This is a genomic window from Pseudomonas sp. 10C3, from assembly GCF_036346185.1.
In the GTDB taxonomy this organism is placed as follows: Bacteria; Pseudomonadota; Gammaproteobacteria; order Pseudomonadales; family Pseudomonadaceae; genus Aquipseudomonas.
This window is the reverse complement of record NZ_JASJVE010000007.1, coordinates 172965-194871: the sequence shown is the minus strand read 5'-3', so window position 1 is coordinate 194871 and position 21907 is coordinate 172965. Positions and strand designations below refer to the sequence as shown.

Below are 21907 nucleotides of genomic sequence, written 5' to 3'. Positions count from 1 at the left end.
TTTTACCGACGGGCTACGTAACAGGGTCACAACGTTAACGCTCGATTCAACTGCGCACTGGGGTCAGCACCGGTTGCCCGGAAAAGTACGCCAGCAGATTGTCCGCCACCAACTGAACAGTACCCTGCGAAGCTTCCGGAGAGAGTCCTGCGACATGAGGGGTGAGCACCACGTTGCTCAACGCCTTGAGCGCGTCCGGTACCTGCGGTTCATTATCGAAGACATCCAGTGCGGCGCCAGCGATACGATCATGTTCAAGCGCATCGATCAGGTCCGCCGTCGAGATGACGCTGGCACGCGCGATGTTGACGATAAAACCGTGAGGGCCCAGGGCATCCAGTACGTGTTTGTCGACCAACTGCAGAGTTTCTGCCCCACCCGGTGTCGCGACGATAAAGAAGTCCGAGGCGCTCGCCAGTTCGACCGGGCTTGCGCAATAAGCGTAAGGCACATCACTGCGGGGCTGGCGATTGTGATAACTCACGGACATATCAAAACCCAGAACGGCACGTTTGGCGATCGCCATGCCCACCGCGCCCAGCCCAAGAATACCGAGGCGTTTGCCAGCCAGCGAAGGACGCATGACTTTACGCCACTCGCCGCGCCGTACCGATGCATCGGCACGCGGGATATCACGCACCAGCGACAGCAACAGCGCCAAGGCGTGGTCGGCGACCGAGGGTGCATTGACCCCGGCCCCGTTTGTCACCGTAATATTCCGAGCCTTGGCGGCCTCAAGGTCGACATGCTCATAGCCGGCGCCGATCACGCAGATGATTTCCAGATGAGGTAGCGCGGCGATCTCATCGGCATAAAAACCCAGCGGACCGCGGGTTAATACGGCATTGATCTGCGCACCATGCGTCTCGATGGCTTTTGCCCGCTCGGCCGGACTCGGCGCGAGAATCAGGTTAAAACCACTGTTTTCGAGTATCGGCAAATAGTCGTTAATGGTTTCAACCAGCACTAGAACAGTCGTCATACGTTCCTCCATCCCCAAGTCCACTGTCAGACCACACTCAATCAGTCTGAGGACTATGCCGTCTATCAGGCCTGCCCGTCACGTGGCAAACGGCGGTCGCTCCCGCGAAATGATACAAGGGCATGAGGCATGTAAACTTGCCCACCCGTAAACCCCGTATGGATCCCCATAATGGCGACTCGTTTGACCTTGATCTGCCATGCCCGGACACTCGCACAGAAGCTCGCGCGTTTTCCGCTGGACGAGCCTGTCGAACTGGATTGGCAGGCTGCAGGGCATTCGCTGGCCGACCGCTTCAAGCCCTCCGTGCATTTACTCAGCGCACCCGAGATCCGCGCCCGGCAAACCGCTCACCTGTTCGGGTCGCAGATGGATATCGTCCCTGAGTTGCGCGATTGCGATTTTGGACTCTGGCAAGGCAAACGCATCAAAGACCTCCAGGCGCATGAGCCCGAAGCACTCCAGGCCTGGAGTGCAGACAGCGCTTCAACTGCGCACGGCGGCGAATCGGTGGCCGAGGTCTGCGCCCGCGTCGGCGCATGGCTCGACACCCTGCGCACGCAGGGACACTTCGTCGCGATCACCCACCCCTTCGTCATCCGCGCCGCCATCCTGCATGCCCTGCAGTGCCCAACGGCAGCCTTCAACTCGATAGACATCGAGCCATTATCCGCGACTGAGTTGCGGTTCAACGGGCGGTGGCGGTTACGGATGCAGGAAGGGCTTTTGTGAGGATTCTAGAGCGGGCGCAAAAAGGCACCCGAGACGCCCTTATGCACATGATGTCAGGTCAAAAAAACCAGATGATTCGATGAGTGTCAGATCTGGTTCCGGGGGACTGAGCGAAGGAACTGTTTGCCGTCTTCGTCATAGATGAAATAAACACGCTTCTGTGACCACACGTACTTGTCATGCATCGAGTACAGCCCGACATCCACTGTCTCCAAGTTCTGATCAACGTCTATTTCGTAGAGCAGTTCGGTATCAGTGAAGCTACGGATACAGCTCGAAAAGAATACGCCAGGCTCTCGCTTCGCTATGTTGAGTTCCAAAAAAGTCTTTACCGTCATCTCCATGCCTGGATGATTCCTCACTAAAAATTGGCGCCATTTTAACCGTGACCAGTCGGTTCCTGGAATACCTGAAACGGGCCGAATCGTTGCAAAAGTGACCGACGGCTCACTCACCATTTCGTCATCGACGACTTGCTACAGTGCAGCAACGACAGCTTGATTGCTCTCGCTGATGGTTGCTGTTAATGCTTGAGACTTGGGAGGCCTCGATTTATCGGGGCCTGCATGGCGATCAAGACGGGCGTGAATGATCCGTGCAGAAAAGGAAAATCAAACATGTTGAAAGGTATTCCACGAGCGGTCGGGCTCGTGACACTGTTGGCGAGCGCGCTGCTGATGAGTGAGTCCACGCTCGCGATTGAACCGCCGAGCAAGACACTCGCCGCCAAAATCGGGGTGCCCTGGCCTGCCGTCATTGCGCACCGGGGCGCGTCGTTTGATGCGCCAGAGGAAACCATTCCCGCTTATATGCTGGCTCGAGAGCTGGGGGCTGATTATCTGGAAATGGATATTCAGCGCACCAAGGACGGAGTTCTGATCGCCCTGCATGACGATACCCTCCGACGCACTACCAACATCGCGCAGGTCTACCCGGACCGGATCACGCAACCTGTGAGCAGCTTCACGCTGGCGGAGCTCAAACAGCTGGACGCTGGTTCCTGGTTCAATACCGCCTTCCCCGCCAGAGCCCGCAGCAGTTATGTCGGTTTAAAAATTCTGACCCTGGACGAAGTCATCGATATCGCCGAGGGCGGTGAGAACAAACCGGGGCTGTATATCGAGACCAAGGTTCCCGCCCAGTTTCCCGGCATAGAAGAAGACCTTAAAAATGTCCTAGCCAAACGCGGCTGGCTCGATCAACGACCCGAAGCCGCCCAGGGCCGGGTGAATGTCGCGCACATGCCTGGTCGCGTGGTCTTGCAGACCTTCGAAAAACCAAGCCTCGAACTGCTGCAAAAAAGCATGCCACAGGTGCCAAAAGTGCTGTTGTTGTGGTTAGGGGATGGCTATATCCAGGCCAGTTCGGACGCCACGTTCAAGACCTCTGGCGCCAAAGACAAGGCCAGCTTTTATGCCGGACAGGACCTGAAGTCCGAAGCGGAGTTCGCCGGGTGGATTGAGTGGGCCAAAGCTCACGGAGCAATCGGCATTGGGCCTTCATCAGCGCTCAAAGACGGTGGCGATCAAAGTTATGTGGACTTGGTCAAGCCATGGATGAACCGTATGGCCCATGACAAAGGCCTGATAATCCATCCCTACACCGTCGATGACGAGGTGGATTTCAAAGCACTCAGCGCCCGCGGAGTCGACGGTTTCTTCACCAACCGCGCGGCACAACTGCTGACGTTCTATGGCCGTCCGTCTTCAGAAAGCCTCGACACCCTTCTTCGTCGAAGCGGGTATTGAGCGCATTTCACCCGTGCTGAAGGCAAGGCTCCGTTATCGGCTCAAGGCAAGCGCTAACGAGTCCTTGCTGAACAGCATGTTTACTGCGACCCCGCACTCAAGCGGGATCACGCACGACCTGATGAAATGCCCCGTCAATCAAACAACCGACCCGGTCACGCCCCGTGCTTTTAGCCCCATACAGCGCCTTGTCGGAGTCACTTAGCCAACTGGTCGCATCCAGATGGGCAGGGCTGTAGGCGGCCAGTCCAATGCTAAGGCTGACCCTCATCGCCGGTTCCCGTTCGTAACGGATGGAGCCGAAGGTATCGCGCAGGCGGTCCATAATCTCGGCCGCGACCACGATCGGGGTATCAGGCAAGATCACGCAAAACTCATCGCCGCCATACCGCCCTGCCAGATCCGAGGCCCTCAGGTTTTGTTTGAGTACCGTGCTCAATTGCCGGAGCACATGGTCCCCCACCACATGGCCATAGGTATCGTTGATCACTTTGAAGTGATCGATGTCGATCAGGGCGATGGTGCCACTCTGCTGCGTATTGCTGCAGGACTGGAACTCAAGGTCCAGATGATCCTTCCACGAGCCATGGTTCAACAGGCCCGACAAGCTGTCGGTACGACTGAGGGTCAGCAATTCGCGCTTGTGGTTTTTCAGCAGATGAGTCTGTTTGTACGCAACCCAGCCAAGCGCCAACGGGTAGATAGCGAGCAAAGGTACACAGGCATACATCTGGAAAACTGTGGTTTCGGGCGTAAATACCGGGGAAAAAATCAGCAGGGAGACCGCAATACCCAACGCTTGTGCCAGCCAGCCTCCCAGCAGAAAACGCGGCCCCGCGATGGCCATATTGTTCATGGACATCATTGAAAGAGCGATGACGCTGGGCAGCAGGTTGAATTGCATGGCCCCCACCCAGAGGCCGCCTAGACATGAATCAATCAGTAGATTGCGCTGCTCAGCCTGGAATGGAACCGTCGATACGCGAGCCCATTGAAAGGCCAGATGCGGCCAGACAAATCCGGTAAGGACCATCAGCCCCCATACCCAGCCAGACTTGTGCAGTGGGTAGACGACGGCGGCAACGCAGAAAAACCCGAGGATCATTCCCAGCGTGCGCGACTTGTACAGCCGCTTCGTGAGTGAAAGTCCTTTTCCTCCGGGGTCTTGCATGGGGTCGAGGCTCCTCTGCCCTACCGCTCGATAAGGGCGGGGAATGAGACAGGATGGCTGTTCGGGCAATCGATCCACAGGCAATCACACATCCATGGAATCCACTTCTGTTGAGGGTGCGAACCGACGAGTAGCGTCATTCAGCTAACCTCCTGGCTCACGATCTGAAGCTTATCAGAGAGCTATCAAATAGCCATCACCCTCTTGTCCGGATACAGAACGCATCGGGACGGGATTAAACATCCAGCTGAACGTGCGGCCCCATATTTTCATATGGTTGGTGATAGTAGAAGTATTCGCGATCAGCACTATTAGCGTTTTCCGGCGTGCTCGCCAAAAAGGTCAGGCACCATGCCCCCGCGCGATTATAAAAAAACAAACCCTGTCATTGTTCAGTTTCAACGACGTGCTGCACCAAGAGATGATGAAGCTGTTCGGTCTGGGCCGCGCCCAACTCATGGTCTTTGGCGTGTTTCAACTGCCATACCGGTCAACTTTGTGCAGCGAGGCAAAGAGCAAACCCTCTCACTGACACTCTGGTGTAAGCTCCCGTGCTATCTGGCTAACGCTTCGAGAGGCTTATGCGCTCCACTTTCAGACGTTCCATCCTGCCCACGCTTCGTGGTTTTGCCTTGGCAGCCGATGCAATCACGATGTTGCCCCACGCCACCGACTACCGACGCTGCCTGCTGGAGAAAATCGCTGCTGCGACTCAGCGAATCTATGTGGTTACCCTGTACCTGCAACAGGATGAAGCCGGTCAGGAAATCCTCGACGCCTTGTACGCCGCCAAAGCAGCGCGGCCGACACTGGATGTCGTGGTGTTGGTGGATTGGTTTCGCGCACAACGAGGGTTGATCGGTGCCGGCAAGCAGCCCGGTAACTCCACGTGGTATCAGGCGCAGAACCTGGAGCATGACGTTGAAGTGCCGGTGTATGGCGTGCCTGTGCAGACCCGCGAACTGTTCGGGGTGCTGCACCTCAAGGGAATCGTGATCGATGACTGCGTGATCTACAGTGGCGCCAGCATCAATAACGTCTACCTGCACAAGTTCGACAAGTACCGCCTTGATCGCTATCACCTGTTGCAGAACAAGGCACTGGCCGACTCGATGCAACACTTGGTGCGCAACGATGTACTCACATCCAAAGCCGTGCACCGCCTGGACCTGCCCGCGCCTCCCACCTCTCGCAGTTTGCGGGGTGAAATCCGAGCCTTCAGGAGCCATCTCAAACGCACGTCATACGACACATCGGACGGCAGCGATGAAACCGGTGGCCTGCGTGTCATTCCCCTGCTGGGTGTGGGCAACAAGAACCCGCTGAGTCGCACTATTTGCGAGTTGATCGCGGCCAGTCAGACACAACTGACGCTGTGCACGCCGTATTTCAATCTGCCGGTGACCGTGACGCGGGAAATCAATCGCGCCCTCAAGCGCGGCGTGACCATCGATATCATCATCGGCGACAAGACCGCCAATGACTTTTTCATCCCGGCCGACGAGCCCTTTAAAGTCATTGCCGCACTGCCTTATCTCTACGAAATCAGCTTGCGCCGCTTCGCACAAAAGCATCAGCAGGCCATCGCCAAGGACCAGTTGAATCTGCACCTGTGGAAAGACGGCGACAACACATTCCACCTGAAAGGACTCTGGGCCGACCAGCGCTACACCTTACTGACGGGCAACAACCTCAATCCGCGAGCCTTCCAGCTGGACCTGGAAAATGCTCTGCTGATCGACGATCCAAAGTCCGAGTGGACTGCACGCCGTGATGTGGAAGTCACTCAACTGATGCGTAATACCTTGCGGGTCGGCAAGTACGACGAACTGGACACGCTGAGCGAATACCCGGTCGCCGTGCGCACGTTTCTGCGTCGGGTCAGCCGGGTTCGCATAGAGCGTTTGTTGTACCGCATCCTCTAATTGCAACGTTCGATGATCGCGTAGCGCGCCCACGACAGGGCTCAGTGACCGAGCAGGGTCGAATCGGCTTCACTCGAGGGCGCTTCGAAGCGACTGGCCCACTCACCCAACTGGCTCAAGCGGATATCCAGTTCGTTGAGCAGTCGCGCGGTCGTCTCGCGAACTTCCCGACCATTAAACAAGCCTGGCTCTTTGGTGTAGAGCTTATAACGCTGATTGATCTCGGCCGGACCCAGGACCTTCCACATCGCTTTGGCATTATGGTTGACCAGTGCCACCAGCATCCCGTTGGGGCTGTCGTCAGCGTTGCAGAAGATCAGCGAAACAACCTGTCCCTTGCGCATGGGGATGTTGCTGTCAAACAGATAGATCGGCTTTTCGACCCCGTCCGGCAGTCGGATCCAGAACTCATGGGCCGTGTTGGTTGTGGCGTTGACGAAGGAGTGGCTGGACACATTCATGCTCACCGAGCCGGTGCCTTGCCAAAGAAACCCGCCACCTGTGCTACTGAGCGAATGGCTGGCAGACATCCTCACCTCAGAACGCTTGTCAGACGCCAGTACTTCACCCGTGATGCACATGAAGTTCAGCGAGCGACCGTAATGGTTGAATTTCTCGTCGATGAACGCCAGCGACCGCGGGGTAAGGGTCATCAAGTACATGGTCCTTACGTACTCGGCGTGGGCCACCTTGTCGTTTCGGGCTTTCTCTTGCAGAACCGCACGCTGAACCTTGGCTTCTTCGAGCGCTTTGATCGCCTGCGCCTTAATGATCGGAGATTTTTCTTGGGCATAAGCGCTGGCTTTCGCAGACGCCTGCTTGATCACGGGAGCGGCCTTGTCAGCCATTTCAACAGCGACCTTCTTGCCTTTCTCCATCAACTCGGATGTGCGAGCGAGCAGATCAGGAGAGGCCTCATTGATCTTGTTCTTGATTTTGTCCAGGAAACTGCTCACGTACGTACCCTCTCTTTCCATTGAATGGACCGATGGTATGGCAAATGGCCTGCAGCGAATAGCAGCGATCCGAACAGAAACCGCTGGCTGGCAAGACATACCAATGTGCCTACCAGCCAGCAAGGCATTTCCTGACCGTTCAAGACAGAAGCTAACTCTTCAAGGCATCGTAAGCTTCGAGTCCGTGCAGAGAGAAGATGCTCGCGGACCACGTCACCCGCTGGCTTGTCGCTACGCAGGGCGATAAATGCCGCCTGACGTAAACGACACTTGAGTTTGATCCAGTCCGGGCTGCGTTTGGACACGTAAGGGCTGCCAGAGCCTTGGCTTGCAGTGGTAATCGCTCAGTCCAGTCGTTGCCGTTGCGGCGGAGCAGGCGCACCTGTCCAGCGCTGAAATGGGTCAGGATCCGGTAGCCGTCGAATTTGATTTCATACAGCCATTCGCCACTCGGCGGTCTATCGACCAGCGTTGCCAACTGAGGCGCCAGCGTGTCAGGAACGTGGAAGGACGTTTTGGCTTTTTTGGTTGTATCCACAGTGCGTGTCTCACCCACAGTCGCGCCACTGATCACGCTCTTCGGTAGCGCCTCGACGAGGTCGTACTCCTCTGCAGGTCGCGCGCTTCGTGCTTTTGCACCACAAAACTCAATGACTTGGCCCCGCGCGAGGTCTGCTTTCGATCAGCAAGCTCCGACGGCTCGGAAGTGATGTCGAAATTGCGTTTGCGAGCGTACTCACTCAATGGCTTGGCCATGATCGATTACCTTGCGCTGGATCGGAGCAGGTGGAGATTTGCTTAAAGAGACCTCAAGAGGCTTTGCTGGTTTTCTTTCGGGCAGGTGCCCGTCCTTTGGCCGGGCTTTTGCTGCTCAGGCTGCGCTTGAGCAACTCGGTGAGGTCAATGACATCGGCGCTTTTGCGCTCCAGTTCGCCGACACTGGTTTCGACATCCTCGATTTTTCCTTCGCGGCCCTTGGTCTCGACCAGTTGCATGATCTTTTCTTCGAAGGTGTCACGGTACTCATCGGGCTGCCAATCGACGCTCATGTCCTTGACGATATTTTCCGGGGTCATTTCCTTGCCGGTGACCTTGTTGATCCGCTTGTAACCGACCGGTTCCATACTGCGCTTCAACGCGACCGGGATATGCACCAGCCCGAAACCGATCGCACCCTTCCAGATTGCTCGTGCCATCACCTGACTCCCTGCGCTGTCGTGTTATAGAAATGGCAGGAGCGTCGAGACAAAGTTTCGGGGAGGCGACGAGTGAAGGCTGCGATGAGGCCGACCAAGGCAGGAGCCTTGGTCGATTGGCAATCACTGATCGGTCTTGTCAAGCGTCCGCAGTTTGGCCGGCAAAGCCCAAAGCAGCAGCCCGGCGGCAATCAGGCTGGCGATGCCGATCACGTACAGCGCTGGGGTGGTGCTGCCGGTCAGGTCTTTGATTCGGCCGACCATGATCGGGCTGACGATACCGCCGAACTGCCCGAGGGTATTGATTACCGCAATACCGCCGGCTGCACCTGCGCCAGCACCGGCCAGCAGTTTTGGTGGCAGGGCCCAGAAGGCAGGGATTGAGGCGACGATGCCTGCACCCAGCAAACTCAGGGAGATGATAAGAAACAACGTGTGCTCGGCGAATATCCCGGCGCTAAAGAAACCGATCGCTCCCAGCACCACCAAACCGGCCACGTATTTGCGCCGTTCGCCGCTGGCATCGGACATCCGCCCAACTACCACCATGCTGATGGCGCCACAGATATACGGGATAGCCGTAAGCAAACCGATGATCACCGGGCTTTCAGTGCCAGCGCTGCGAATCAACTGCGGGGCCCAGAAGTTGAGGCCATAGGACGCCACTTGAATCAAGAAGTAAATCAGCCCGAGCATCAAGAAGCCTGGCAGCTTCAATGCCGCCAGCAAGGAGCCGCCGCCTTTGTGGGGTTCGTGGTGGGCGACGCGGCTGGCCAAATAGGTCTTTTCCTGGCCCGTCAGCCAATGCGCATCGGCGATCTTGTCCTTGAGGACAACCAACACCAACAGGCCCAGCAGCACACAGGGTAAACCGCCCAGCAGGAACAGCCAGTGCCAGCCGCGCATGTTCATCACGCCATCAAGATGACCGAGGACCAGGCCCGAGAGCGGCGCGCCAATCAGACCGGCGAAGGCCGAGGCCAGGAACAGCATCGAGGTGATCCGCCCGCGATAGTGCTGTGGGAACCACAACGTCAGGTAATACAGCACGCCCGGCGCGAAGCCCGCTTCCATCGCGCCAATGATGAAGCGCAAACCGTAGAACTGCCATTCAGTATTGACGAAGACCATCAGCGCCGTCGCCACACCCCAGGACATCATGATCCGGGCGATCCAGCGCCGTGCGCCGACCTTGTACAGCATCATGTTGCTGGGCACTTCGAACAGCACGTAACCGACCACGAACAGCCCCGCGCCGAGACCATAAGCGGTGTCGCTCAGGCTCAGGTCAGTCTGTAGCTGGAATTTGGCGAAGCTGATGTTGATGCGGTCGAAGAAGGCGAACAGGTAGCAGACCATGATCAATGGCATCAGGCGCCAGGCGACTTTACTGATCAGGGCCTTTTCCGCGCTCACGATCTCGGCAGGACTGCTGTCCGCGTTCAGAACAGAGATTGTCATTTCATTTTCTCCAGACGGACTTCCCGTGGGTGTCCGATTGTTTTTGTTGTCTGGTCCGGGGGCGTGTGCCCCCTTGGTCACGCTAAGGGGTGAAACAGGATCAAACGGGCATATTCTCCGGCGCGGAATGCAGGTCGCAGTTGCGACCGGCCTTGGCTACCTGACCGGGCATTTCATGACCCAACAGCGCAGGCAGACGGCGAGACATCTCCAGCAAATGAGGCAGATCGGTACCGGTGTGAATACCCATTTCCTCGCACAGGTTCACCAGGTCTTCGGTGCAGATGTTGCCGGAGGCGCCAGGGGCGAACGGACAACCTCCCAGCCCCCCAAGGGAGGCATCGAAGCGCCGTGCGCCAGCCTCGTATGCAGCCAACACATTGCTCAGGCCCAGACCTCGGGTGTTGTGGAAGTGCAGCGTCAGCATTGACGCCGGAACCTGCGTCAATACGCGTTGTACCAGACGATAGACCTGACGTGGATTGGCCATGCCTGTTGTGTCGGCCAGGGTGATGCCCTGCATGCCCAACTCCAGATAAGCATCGACGATCTGCATCACCCGGTCTTCGCTGGTCACGCCTTCGAAGGGGCAACCGAAGGCGGTGGCAATGGAGGCATTCAGGCCCAGCGACGTGCCGCGAGCCAGTGCCACCACATCGGCAAATGCCGTAAGCGATTGCTCGCAGCGCATGCGCATGTTTGCCAGGTTATGGGTCTGGCTGGCGGACATCACCAGGTTCAGCTCATCGGCACCCGCGCTGAGGGCGCGCTGCGCACCTTTGAGGTTGGGCACCAGCGCAACGTAGGTCACGCCAGGCTGACGCTGGATGCCCAGAAACACCGCTTCACCGTCGCGTAACGCTGGGATGGCTTTGGGGGAGACGAAGGAGCCTGCTTCGATACGGGAAAACCCGGCCAGTGACAATTGATCGATCAAGGCGATCTTGTCGGCAGTTTCTACCCACTTGGGCTCGATTTGCAGGCCGTCTCGCGGCGCGACCTCCTGGACGATCAGGCTGTCGGAATAGTCAGTAATCATTGGACCACTCCATCGTGTTTGAGTCGGGCGATATCCTGCTCGGTCATGCCCAGTTCGCTGAGTACGCTGGAAGTGTGCTGGCCCAGGCTTGGCCCCTGCCAATTGATTGAGCCCGGTGTCTCGGAAAGTTTGGGCACGATGCCCGGCATCTTCACCGCAGCCCCGCCCGGCAACTCGGCGTCGAGAATCATGTCGCGTGCCTGATAGTGCGGATCGGCAACGATGTCAGCCACTGAGTAGATGCGCCCGGCCGGCACCTCAGCCGTTTCCAGGGCCTGCAACACGGTGTCGATGGGCTGGCTCAAGGTCCAGGTGCTGATCGCTTCATCGAGCATCGAGCTCTGCAGCGCCCGACCATCGTTATGCGTCAATTCGGGGTTTTCGCCCAAGTCGGGGCGGCCGATGACCTGCATCAGTCGCTTGTAAATCGGGTCGCTATTGCCCGCAATCACCACGTAGGCGCCGTCGGCAGTCGGGTAGGTGTTGGAAGGTGCGATGCCTGGCAAGGCGCCGCCGCTGCGCTCACGTATATGGCCTTGCATGGCGTATTCCGGTACCAGACTTTCCATGACGTTGAACACGCTTTCGACCAGCGACACATCGACAATCTGACCTTCGCCCTGCCCGGTCTTCACCCGCAGCAACGACATCAGTGCGCCCATCACCGCGTGCATCGATGCCAGCGAATCACCCAGGCTGACGCCGACCCGCGCTGGCGGTGAACCAGGCGTGCCGGTGGTGTAACGAATACCTCCCATGGCTTCGCCGATGGCGCCAAAACCGGGACGGTCACGATAGGGACCGGTCTGGCCGTAGCCTGAGATGCGCACCAGGGTCAGCTTGGGGTTCAGCGCATGCAAAACGTCCCAGCCCAGACCCAGTTTTTCCAGGGCGCCGGGGCGCAAGTTCTCGATCAGCACGTCGGTGCTTTCAGCGAGCTGCTTGACGATGGCGATGCCTTCGGGAGATTTGAGATTCAGTGCAAGGGATTTTTTGTTGCGTGATTGGAGGTACCACCACAGGGAGGTGCCCTCGTGGAGTTTTCGCCATTTACGAAGAGGATCGCCCTGCCCCATCGATTCGATCTTGATCACTTCAGCGCCGAACTCCGCCATCAGACGCGCCGCGAAGGGTGCCGCGATCAGTGTTCCAATCTCGATAACGCGGATTCCACTCAGGGGAGCCGTCATCTTCAGTGCCTCATATTTTTTTATTGGAATGTAAGCCTTGTAACGTGAGCCAAGGCTAGAGAACCAGGCACTGAAGAATCCAACCTTCTGTTGGCAAGCGTCGTTCGCGAAACGCGAACGCTTGAGGTGGTGTGTCTAGTTCGCGGGATTTTCCAGGCGGCGCAAGTGTTCGAACAACAAACAGCTGACCGGTGACAACGATGCCTGGTCGCGGGCTACCAGCAACAAGGTGCGTTCGGACCAATCATCGCTCAACGCCACCGCCGTCAACCCGAGCGAGCGACCGAACAGTTCATACGCCTTTTGCGGCAGGATGCCGATGCCCATATTGGCCTGCACCATCCGGCACACCGCATCAAAACCTGGGACATGAATCCGCAGGCGCACGATCCGCCCGCAGGCACGAGCCGCTGCGTGGGTGCGCATGTTGATCGAACTGGCCGCATGCAGACCGACATAGTCATAGTCCAGGGTATCGGCAAAGGCCACGTGATCACGATCGGCCAAGGGATGGTCGCTGCGCATCACGACCGCCAGCGTATCCTGGCGATAAGGCACGCTGAACAGGCTTTGGGTGTCGGTGTCCATCGAACAAATGCCGATGTCCGCCACGCCATCAATGATGCCCTGCACCACGCCATTGCTGGGGCGTTCTTCGAGGTCGATTTTCACTTGCTCATGGCTGGAGACGAAGTCGTGCAGGTCTTCCGGCAGAAACTGGATGATCGCCGACAGGTTCGCCAGCATCCGCACATAACCGCGTACGCCCTGAATATGTTCGCCTAGTTCCAGGCCGATTTTTTCCACATCGAACAGCATCCGCCGCGCATGGTGCAACAGCGTTTCCCCCGCTGCGGTCAATGCCATGCCTTTAGCGTTACGCATGAACAGGCCAATGCCCAGTGCATTCTCCAACTCCATCAAACGCTTACTGGCTGCCGACACCGCAATCGCCTCCCGCGCAGCCGCCCGAGTCAACGTGCCTTCTTCGTGCACGGCGACAAACAATTGCAGGGTAATCAAGTCAAGACGACGGGTGAGGTTTTTGTGGCGCATGGGGTGCGGCTCTCGGCTTCGCGATGAGGCCGAGGATATCCGTAAATCAGCTGCTGAGGTTTAAAACCCCACACTCGCCTGCACGAAAAACGTTCGTGGTAGGCCCAGGTAGATGCCTCAGTGCTCTGCTCGCGAGCAGCAATCCAATTTGCTCAGGATTTGATACGCCAAACGAACCCGAGGCTCGTTGGGATAATTCTTGTTGGCCAGGATCACAATGCCGAGCTTCTTCTCAGGGATGAAGGCAGCGTAGGCTCCAAACCCGCGGGTTGAGCCCGTCTTGTTCACCCAGACCGCCTGTTGCGGGGGCTGGGGCGGGGTCAGCTCGGTGGCCGCCTGACGCTCATAAGCCATCTTGTCAGAGTTGCCTTCCAGTAGCGTATCGAGGCTAACCGGGTACCCATATTGTTCCCATATAAGGTCCTGGGTCATCGGACCAAGCTGGAAGTAACCTATATGGGTATCGGCGATTGCGCGCTTAAGCGTGGCATCTGTCTGGGTAAGGTTCAGGTTAACCTCGACGAAGCGAATCAAGTCCTGGACGCTGGTTTTCACTCCGTAGGCTTCGGCTGCAAGCACTCCTGGGCTAAGCCTGACTGGAGCGTCCTGTTTGTTATAGCCCTGTGCATAGAGCGGCATATTGCTTGAAGGCACATTGATGAAGCTGCCGTGCATGCCGAGTTTCGGGAAAAGCTGGGCCTCAAGAGCCTTATCGAAAGGAATGTTCATGCTCTTGGCAGCGATCATCCCAAGCAAGCCGATACTGGGATTGGCGTAAGTCCTGTAGGTGCCAGGGGCGAAAAGGGGCTGCCAAGACCTGAAGTAGTCCATCAACTGCTCGTTGTTCTGGACGTCATCAGGAATCTGAAGGGGAAACCCTCCCGCCGTATGAGTCCCCAAGTTGATCAGCGTCACCTTGTCCAACTGGCTGCCCTGGAGCTGCGGCAGATATTTGCCGGGGTTGTCACTGAGTGCAAGCCGACCGTTGACCTGAGCGTAAGTGGCCAGGGTCGCCGTGAACGTTTTGCTGATCGATCCGATCTCGAACAGCGTATTGCGGGTGACCTTTCGCCCGGTTTCCCTGGAGGCCACCCCGTAGTTGTAGAAGCTTTGTTTACCATTAGCGGTAACTGCAATAGCCAGGCCGGGAATCTTGTACTGCTGCATGATCGCCTGGGCGGCGTCTTGCACGAGGTTGTCAATATCCGACTTTTCCGTATCCGCAGCTGCGGAGGTGCCGAACAAAGCCGCACAGACAAGAAAGAGAAACGGTGCGCAGAATTTTCCATTCGAGTGCATCCGGTCGTCCTTTGGGGGTTTCTATTGGACGGCGAAAACTATCACATGATTTAGTTTTTCCAGAACCGCTGCTTGGCGACTCTCGGTACTGAAGTACCTTTTTCGGCGATTAAACACGAACCATGCCCCATGCCATCACTGCTCGCCATTGATGCGTCTACGTGCGCGCCCATGATGGCGCCTTGAGTGTGTCGGGCCTCGCAGCCTCGCGTAGCACTGCAAGCCTGCAGCGCCCCGAGCATAGGACTCATACATATATATTAAAGTTATAAAAATATGGAATTAGGTTCTTTTGAGGAATAACTCATAAGCTTTATAACTAGCACTGACTCAATGCAGTGTTGGCCCAGCAACTGTTTACCCGGCAACAGTCATTCAACAAAAGCGTTGCCGGTGAACAGGTGACTGACGCTAGCCAGCGCTGCCCAAGGTGTGAATACGGGGGGCTCGTTGATACAGCTCTTGCTCTGAGCCCGTGAACTTCATTACCGACTGAGACACCGCTTTTTTGCCCTACTGCATAACGCGCCGTACTGCTGTTCGGCGTCCATAAAAAATTGGCTGCACATTGTTTGAAGGATTTGTCATGGATGTTTTCTGGTTCCTCCCTACTCACGGCGACGGCCATTACCTGGGCACCACCAAAGGCGCCCGCCCCGTCACCTTGAATTACCTCAAACAAGTGGCCCAGGCAGCGGATGACTTGGGTTATCACGGGGTGCTGATCCCCACTGGCCGCTCTTGCGAAGACTCCTGGGTCATCGCCTCGGCGCTGGTGCCATTGACCGAGCGCCTGAAGTATCTAGTGGCCATCCGTCCCGGCATTATCTCGCCGACCGTGTCCGCGCGGATGGCGGCAACCCTGGATCGACTGTCCGGTGGCCGACTGTTGATTAACGTGGTGACCGGCGGCGACCCGGATGAAAACCGTGGCGACGGTATCTATCTCGATCACAGCGAGCGCTACGAAGTCACCGACGAGTTTCTGCACATCTGGCGTCGCGTGCTGCAAGGCGAAGCCGTGGATTTTGAAGGCAAGCATTTGCGCGTGCAGAACGCCAAAGCGCTATACCCACCGATTCAGAAACCCTATCCACCGCTGTACTTCGGGGGATCTTCCGAGGCTGCTCACGAACTGGCCGCCGAGCAGGTGGATGTGTACCTGACCTGGGGTGAGCCGCCAGCCGCCGTCGCCGAGAAGATCGCTGACGTTCGCGAACGTGCCGCACGCAAAGGACGCACCGTGCGTTTCGGTATTCGTCTGCATGTGATTGTGCGTGAAACCAGCGAAGAGGCTTGGAAAGCCGCCGATACCCTGATCGAGCACATCAGCGACGAAACCATCGCGGCCGCGCAGAAGTCGTTCTCGCGCTTCGACTCCGAGGGCCAGCGACGCATGGCAGCGCTGCACGACGGGCGTCGCGATAATCTGGAAATCGCACCAAATCTGTGGGCCGGTGTCGGCCTGGTTCGTGGGGGGGCTGGCACCGCGCTGGTGGGCAACCCGCAAGAGGTCGCGGCACGGATCAAAGAATATGCGGACCTGGGGATCGAGAGCTTCATCTTCTCCGGCTACCCGCACCTCGAAGAAGCCTACCGCTTCGCCGAGTTGGTGTTTCCGCTGCTGCCCGAGCCCTACGCGAGCCTGGCCGGTCGCGGGATCACCAACCTGACCGGGCCATTTGGCGAAATGATCGCCAATGACTTGCCGCCTCAGGCCAAGTGATCGGTTGCGCCTGACATACCGTTTTCGCAGGCAAGTCTGCTCACACAGCCTGAACAGGATCGGGGGGGCGTGACACTTCCGTCCGACCCTGCATTAACCCTTGAGGAAACCCGTGTGACTGCCAAGCCGCCAAGCGCCCCGTCCACGCCCTTGCAGACAGCCCAAAAACTGGCTGCACAATTTGCCGAAACCGCCGCAGAGCGTGATGAACGTGGTGGCACTCCCAAAGCCGAGCGCGACGCACTGCGCGAAAGCGGCCTGCTGGCGCTAAGCATTCCTCGTCAATATGGCGGGCTAGGTGGGCGCTGGAGTGAAACCTTAGACATCGTTCGCGAGTTCGCCAAGGTCGACAGTTCCATCGCTCATGTCTTCGGTTTCCATCATTTGATGTTGGCCACCGTGCGCCTGTTCGCCAAGCCGGAACAATGGCAGCCCTGGTTCGAGCAGACCGCGCGCAAGAATTGGTTCTGGGGCAACGCCCTCAACCCGCTGGACACACGCACTGTCGTCAAAACATTCAACGGCTGGCGGGAGTTCTCCGGCAAAAAAAGCTTCTGCTCCGGGGCCAGCGATTCACAGATGCTGATCGCTTCGGCCGTGGACGAAACGGCGGGCGGCAAGTTGCTGATCGCCGCCATCCCCAGCGGGCGCAGCGGTATCACCCTGCATAAAGACTGGAACAACATGGGCCAGCGTCAGACCGACAGCGGCAGTGCCAGCTTTGAGCGGGTGCGGGTCGACGAGTCGGAGTTGCTCCTTGACCCCGGTCCTTTGAGTACGCCCTTTGCCTGCTTGCGTCCGCTGATCGCGCAACTGACGTTCACCCACATGTTTCTCGGTATCGCCGAGGGGGCCTTCAATGAAGCGCGGCAATACACCCTCACCGAAACCCGCACCTGGTTCAAATCCACGGCCGAGGACATCCGCCAGGACCCTTATGTGTTGGCACACTACGGGGAGTTCTGGATAGCGCTGGAAGGCGTGCGGTTGCTGGTAGAACGGGCCGCCGAACTGCTCGATGCCGCTTGGGCCAAAGGCCCGGATCTAAGCAACGAGGAGCGTGGTTATCTGGCAACAGCGATCGCCACCGCAAAAGTCGCCGCCAGCCGCCAAGGCCTGGAGCTGTGTAGCAAGCTGTTCGAGGTGACGGGGGCGCGCTCGACCCACGCGTCCCTGCGTCTCGACCGGCATTGGCGCAACCTGCGCACTCAGACCTTGCACGATCCTGTGGATTACAAACTCCACGAACTGGGTGACTGGGCATTGAACCGATCTCTGCCTGTTCCGACCTTCTACTCATAGTGATAGAGATGCCCATGCAGCTTCTGACCTTACCCCCATCGCCAGCTTTGGCGACGTCGATCCGGGCCACCGCTCAGGTCTTCGAAGATCCAAAATCCCAAGCCCTGTTGGCGCATGTGCAGCAGGTCGCGCCCAGCGAAGCCAGTGTGCTGATCATCGGCGAGACCGGCACCGGCAAGGAGCTGGTCGCGCGCCATATCCATAACCTCAGCGCCCGACGCAATCGCCCCTTCGTGGCGGTCAACTGCGGAGCCTTTTCCGAATCACTGGTCGAGGCCGAGTTGTTCGGTCACGAAAAAGGGGCCTTCACCGGCGCCCTCAGCGCTAAAGCCGGCTGGTTTGAAGAGGCCAATGGCGGCACGCTGTTCCTAGATGAGATCGGCGATCTGCCAATGCCCATCCAGGTAAAACTGCTCCGGGTGTTGCAGGAGCGTGAAGTGGTGCGTCTGGGCTCACGTAAAAGCATCCCCATTGATGTGCGGGTCCTGGCGGCCACCAACGTGCAGCTGGAGAAAGCCATCAATGCAGGGCATTTTCGCGAGGATCTGTATTACCGGCTGGACGTGGTAAGCCTGGAGTTGAGCCCGCTGCGCGAGCGTCCCGGCGATATCCTGCCATTGACCCGGCACTTCATCGAGGTCTATAGCAAGCGCTTGGGTTATGGCCCGATCAGCATCAGCGCAGAAGCCGAACACAAGCTCAGGAGCTACAGCTGGCCGGGTAATATCCGCGAGCTGGAAAACGTCATCCACCATACCCTGCTCATCTGCCGCAACGGGTTGATCCAGCACAACGATCTGCGCTTGTCGAACATGCGCATCGAGCGCCTGGATGATACGGCGCCTGTTGACGACTCCGCCGCGGCGCTGCTGACGCGAGCGTTCCAGACCCTGTTCGAAGAGCAGGCCGGTGCCCTGCACGAAAAAGTCGAAGACGCCCTGTTGCGCGCGGCCTATCGCTTCAGCCATTACAACCAGGTGCACACCGCCAACTTGCTCGGTTTGAGCCGCAACGTCACGCGGACCCGCCTGATCAAGATTGGCGAGCTGGCAGTGAACAAACGTCGTCCCACTGAACAGACGGCAGGAGATCGCGTGCTTCAGCTATCAATCTGAACGCCGATCAGGTGTCTGGCACGAAGTAAAAAGGTGTAGGACCGTAACGCTTCGATCAGAAACGACAGTATCTTCGACTGCTCAAACCCAGCATTTACGGGGGGAAATATTAACTATTTAATACCGTACGAAATCCCCTACTAAACCTAGTCACGAACCCTGCATCTATGCAGGAAGCGTCTGACAGATTCAGGGGTCGACTCCCGTTATGGTTGCGCCGGCTTATTTATGCCCGAGCACAAACCACCAGGAGTCACCACACATGAAGAAGTTATACCTTGCTGCCGCTGTCGCCACCCTGATCGCAACGACCAGCGGCTGCGTGAGCTATAACATGAGCCAGCCAACCGCGCCGATTGCTGGCTCGGTCACCGCTGACTTGAAAGCCGATGTGAAAGTAGGGGAACAAATCAGCGGCGAATCATCCACCACGATCCTGTTCGGCTGGCTTAACGTGGGTGGCGATACCCAGTTCGCCGATGGCGTTACTTACGGTGGTGCGGGCGGTTCCGCAATCGGCCTGCCTGACCCGATCTCCGCAGTGAAAGCTGCCGCCGCGTTCAAAGCGGTGAAAAGCTCCGGTTCCGACCTGATCGTCGCACCTCGCTACGAAGTCAGCGTTGAAGACTACTTTCTGTTCAAGAAGGTCAACGTCAAGGTTACCGGTAACAAAGGCAGCATCAGCAGCATCAGCAGCATCCGCTAAGGACTGCTCGCTCTGGATTGAATCCCAGTGACGTGAACGAACGCCGCTCAGCGCATATCCGCTGAGCGGCGTTTTTTATGAGTCAGTGTTTATCCAGAGAAGCCAATCGCTCCGCCAGGGCTTTGGCCTGACTGGCGACGTCGGTTACTGCAGTACTTTCCCACCACATTCCGCGCAACGGCGGCCCCATGGCGAACAGCCGCGGTGAGACGTTCCCTTGCGCGTCAAGCAACGCACCATCGGGCTGCGCGGCAATCCCTAGCGCCAGCGGACCTGGGAGGATAAGGCCCCGCGCCAAAAGCTGCCTGGGCAATGCACGGTCCACCCGACGCCAGTCGTATTCGATGCCCGTGGAGTTAATCAAGGCATCGCCAATGACGTGCGACGACTCAGACTCTCCGCGACGACGGATGCGAATCTGTACCTGCCCTGTCGGCAGCACTTCCACCCCCTGCAATGACGCGGCGTGAATGGTCAGCCGTCCCTCTTCCACACGTCGCGCCAGCAGTGCTGCACTTGGCGGTGGTGAACGATGGTGATGGCTTTCCCACCAGGGCCGCACATGGCGAACGAATTGCCGACGCTGCACATCGCTGGCCTGGGACCACAGACGGCCAATGTGCGCACGAACCGTATCCAGCGGCGCCTGCCAATCAATCCCGTCAGCAATGGCGTGTTCGCATTCCTCGCGGACCTTGCGCAGCAGCTGACGCGTGCTGCGAATACTGTGATCTTCGGCCAGAAAATCCACCCACACCGGCGGCTGGCGGCGGACGTGGGGCAATAGACCGTGACGGGAAAACACGTCGATTGGTCCGCGATGCCCGGCCTGCTCCAAGGACACCAATGCATCGACCATGGTCAGGCCCGAGCCGATGATCAGTACGTTTGCCAAAGGGTCGAGCTCGCGCATGGCGTCGACATCCCACGGATCGACAGACGCCGCATTAAGCCCGCTGGACTCGCGTTGTGAGGTGCGCGCAGCAGGGAACATGCCGGTGGCCAGCACCGCAAACGTGCCCTGTAATTGGCGGCCATCACTCAGGGTGATCCGCACACCCGCATCACTGCTTTCCAGATCAGTTGCTTCGCCGCGCACATGTTCCAGGCTAGATCCGTATGAAGCGCCGAGCACCCGCGCATCCGCCAATCGTTGCTGCACATACAGACCAAAAATACCCCGTGGCGGGAACAGCTCTGCCACGGGTACGTGTTGCCCGGCAGACTCCGGCCAGCCGCCAGCCGCAATGTAGTCGCCCAGCCATTGGGTCAGGTCATCGGGGTTGTCTGGATCGACACCCATGCGTGCAGCATTTCCATTGAGGGTGTGGCCCAATTCAGTCGCGCTGTAGGCTTCGCCACGCCCCAGCTCACTGCGCGACTCGATAATCAAAATCCGTCGTTTACCCGGCAGTCTCAATAATTGCGCAGCCAACATGCTGCCGCTCAAGCCGCCACCCACAATTAAAATATCGGCTGTACGGACGGCAGAAATCGCCTGCCCTGAATGCGACTCGGTCATTCCCCTATCCTTCAAAAAGCGCAGCAAAAAGTAATGTCTGCCACCGACCTTGCACAGGGCATGCCTGATCAAAAATGATCGCTTTTCTTGGCCTTGCCTGCAATCTGACAGTGAAAAAGTCCAGCAAACCTACACAGTGTTCAAACGCTGTTGTTGGGCAAACAGTTCGCGAGCCATCACCCCTCTTCCGTGAACGGCTTACAGCACCACGTTGCGCACAAACCGAACAGCCACCGGCCCATCGTTTCGATAGGTATGGGCCTGACTGCTGGCGAACATGTAGAACTCGCCGCGTTCAACGCGGTGGACGGTATCGACCAGACCGATGTTCAAGCAACCTTCGAACACATAGACCTGCTCACTCCAGCCTTCAGGGTCGGCTTCCGACGCATAAACCTCACCCGGTTCCAGGCAAAACTCCCACAACTCGACTTCGCGCTTGGCCACGGCCTTTGCCAGGAGCACTGCTTTGCTGCCAGGGATCAGTCCCGCCCACGCGACCTCGTTGATGCGGCTGGGATCGCGCACATCCGGGGCCTGGATCAAATCGCTGAACGCCACGTCCAGCGCATCGGCGACCCGATCAAGGGTTGCCAGGCTAACGTTTTTCTCGCCCGCCTCGATTGCCACCAGCATTCTGCGGCTCACCCCGGATTTCTCTGCCAAGGCACTCTGACTAAGGTCTGCGGCATTGCGCAAACGGCGCACATTCTGACTGACGTGTTGTAGCACCGGGGCTCTCTGAGCGATGTCTTTGTGCACTATATTGCTCGCCTAATTC

18 protein-coding genes and 1 pseudogene are annotated in these 21907 nt (G+C 58.0%); 7 read left to right on the top strand and 12 right to left on the bottom strand.

Features of this window, described 5'->3' with window-relative positions:
* Positions 1 to 46: 46 nt before the first annotated feature.
* Positions 47 to 982 carry a 2-hydroxyacid dehydrogenase gene (locus QN399_RS08940; RefSeq protein ID WP_330200846.1) on the bottom strand — a complete coding sequence of 312 codons (936 nt, stop codon included), beginning with the start codon at positions 980 to 982 and terminating at the stop codon, positions 47 to 49.
* Between the two features lie 168 nt (positions 983 to 1150).
* Between QN399_RS08940 and QN399_RS08935 the strand changes: the two genes are divergently transcribed.
* Positions 1151 to 1714, top strand: coding sequence for a histidine phosphatase family protein (locus QN399_RS08935; protein ID WP_330200859.1), 564 nt, complete (start codon positions 1151 to 1153; stop codon positions 1712 to 1714).
* 677 nt (positions 1715 to 2391) lie between these two features.
* The gene (locus QN399_RS08930; protein WP_330200858.1) at positions 2392 to 3462 is read left to right on the top strand and encodes a glycerophosphodiester phosphodiesterase; all 1071 of its coding nucleotides are present in this window, start codon (positions 2392 to 2394) and stop codon (positions 3460 to 3462) included.
* A 97-nt stretch (positions 3463 to 3559) separates the two neighbouring features.
* Here QN399_RS08930 and QN399_RS08925 read toward each other — a convergent pair whose 3' ends face one another.
* Entirely contained in the window at positions 3560 to 4633 is a 1074-nt protein-coding gene (locus tag QN399_RS08925; protein WP_322178363.1) for a diguanylate cyclase, read from the bottom strand.
* A 581-nt stretch (positions 4634 to 5214) separates the two neighbouring features.
* Here QN399_RS08925 and pssA point away from each other — a divergent pair.
* A complete protein-coding gene (gene pssA / locus QN399_RS08920) occupies positions 5215 to 6558 on the top strand; it encodes a CDP-diacylglycerol--serine O-phosphatidyltransferase (RefSeq protein ID WP_330200845.1) in 1344 nt (447 codons plus the stop codon).
* Positions 6559 to 6599: 41 nt separating this feature from the next.
* Here pssA and QN399_RS08915 read toward each other — a convergent pair whose 3' ends face one another.
* The 8 genes and pseudogenes from QN399_RS08915 to ampC form a co-directional block, all read right to left on the bottom strand.
* The gene (locus tag QN399_RS08915; RefSeq protein ID WP_330200844.1) at positions 6600 to 7514 is read right to left on the bottom strand and encodes a hypothetical protein; all 915 of its coding nucleotides are present in this window, start codon (positions 7512 to 7514) and stop codon (positions 6600 to 6602) included.
* A gap of 316 nt (positions 7515 to 7830) precedes the next feature.
* Positions 7831 to 8270 (bottom strand): annotated as a pseudogene (locus tag QN399_RS08910) (hypothetical protein); the annotation flags it as partial.
* Positions 8271 to 8323: 53 nt separating this feature from the next.
* On the bottom strand, positions 8324 to 8710 hold the full coding sequence (locus QN399_RS08905) for a hypothetical protein (protein WP_322178360.1): 387 nt from the start codon (positions 8708 to 8710) through the stop codon (positions 8324 to 8326).
* A 123-nt stretch (positions 8711 to 8833) separates the two neighbouring features.
* Positions 8834 to 10171 (bottom strand): MFS transporter, encoded by a 1338-nt coding sequence (locus QN399_RS08900; protein ID WP_322178359.1) that lies wholly within the window; start codon positions 10169 to 10171, stop codon positions 8834 to 8836.
* Between the two features lie 100 nt (positions 10172 to 10271).
* On the bottom strand, positions 10272 to 11210 hold the full coding sequence (locus tag QN399_RS08895) for a hydroxymethylglutaryl-CoA lyase (RefSeq protein ID WP_322178358.1): 939 nt from the start codon (positions 11208 to 11210) through the stop codon (positions 10272 to 10274).
* Positions 11207 to 12400 (bottom strand): CaiB/BaiF CoA-transferase family protein, encoded by a 1194-nt coding sequence (locus QN399_RS08890; protein WP_330200843.1) that lies wholly within the window; start codon positions 12398 to 12400, stop codon positions 11207 to 11209. The genes QN399_RS08895 and QN399_RS08890 overlap by 4 nt, the downstream gene beginning before the upstream one ends.
* Positions 12401 to 12535: 135 nt before the next feature.
* Entirely contained in the window at positions 12536 to 13456 is a 921-nt protein-coding gene (locus tag QN399_RS08885) for a LysR family transcriptional regulator (protein WP_322178356.1), read from the bottom strand.
* Positions 13457 to 13573: 117 nt separating this feature from the next.
* Positions 13574 to 14755, bottom strand: coding sequence for a class C beta-lactamase (gene ampC / locus QN399_RS08880; RefSeq protein WP_330200842.1), 1182 nt, complete (start codon positions 14753 to 14755; stop codon positions 13574 to 13576).
* Positions 14756 to 15341: 586 nt separating this feature from the next.
* On the opposite strand from ampC, the gene ssuD reads away from it, so the two are divergent.
* The 4 genes from ssuD (at position 15342) to QN399_RS08860 (ending at position 19604) form a co-directional block, all read left to right on the top strand.
* A complete protein-coding gene (ssuD, locus tag QN399_RS08875) occupies positions 15342 to 16481 on the top strand; it encodes an FMNH2-dependent alkanesulfonate monooxygenase (protein ID WP_322178354.1) in 1140 nt (379 codons plus the stop codon).
* Between the two features lie 114 nt (positions 16482 to 16595).
* Complete coding sequence (locus tag QN399_RS08870) at positions 16596 to 17783, top strand: acyl-CoA dehydrogenase family protein (RefSeq protein ID WP_330200857.1); 1188 nt, start codon at positions 16596 to 16598, stop codon at positions 17781 to 17783.
* Between the two features lie 14 nt (positions 17784 to 17797).
* Positions 17798 to 18898: a sigma-54 dependent transcriptional regulator gene (locus QN399_RS08865; RefSeq protein WP_322178353.1), complete on the top strand. Its 1101-nt coding sequence runs from the start codon at positions 17798 to 17800 to the stop codon at positions 18896 to 18898.
* 262 nt (positions 18899 to 19160) lie between these two features.
* The gene (locus QN399_RS08860; protein WP_330200841.1) at positions 19161 to 19604 is read left to right on the top strand and encodes a hypothetical protein; all 444 of its coding nucleotides are present in this window, start codon (positions 19161 to 19163) and stop codon (positions 19602 to 19604) included.
* An 82-nt stretch (positions 19605 to 19686) separates the two neighbouring features.
* On the opposite strand, the gene QN399_RS08855 is transcribed toward QN399_RS08860, so the two are convergent.
* Both QN399_RS08855 and QN399_RS08850 read right to left on the bottom strand, forming a co-directional pair.
* Positions 19687 to 21126, bottom strand: a complete 1440-nt coding sequence (locus QN399_RS08855) for an FAD/NAD(P)-binding protein (protein ID WP_322178351.1) — start codon at positions 21124 to 21126, stop codon at positions 19687 to 19689.
* A gap of 198 nt (positions 21127 to 21324) precedes the next feature.
* Positions 21325 to 21888, bottom strand: coding sequence for an XRE family transcriptional regulator (locus tag QN399_RS08850; protein ID WP_322178350.1), 564 nt, complete (start codon positions 21886 to 21888; stop codon positions 21325 to 21327).
* Between the last annotated feature and the right edge of the window lie 19 nt (positions 21889 to 21907).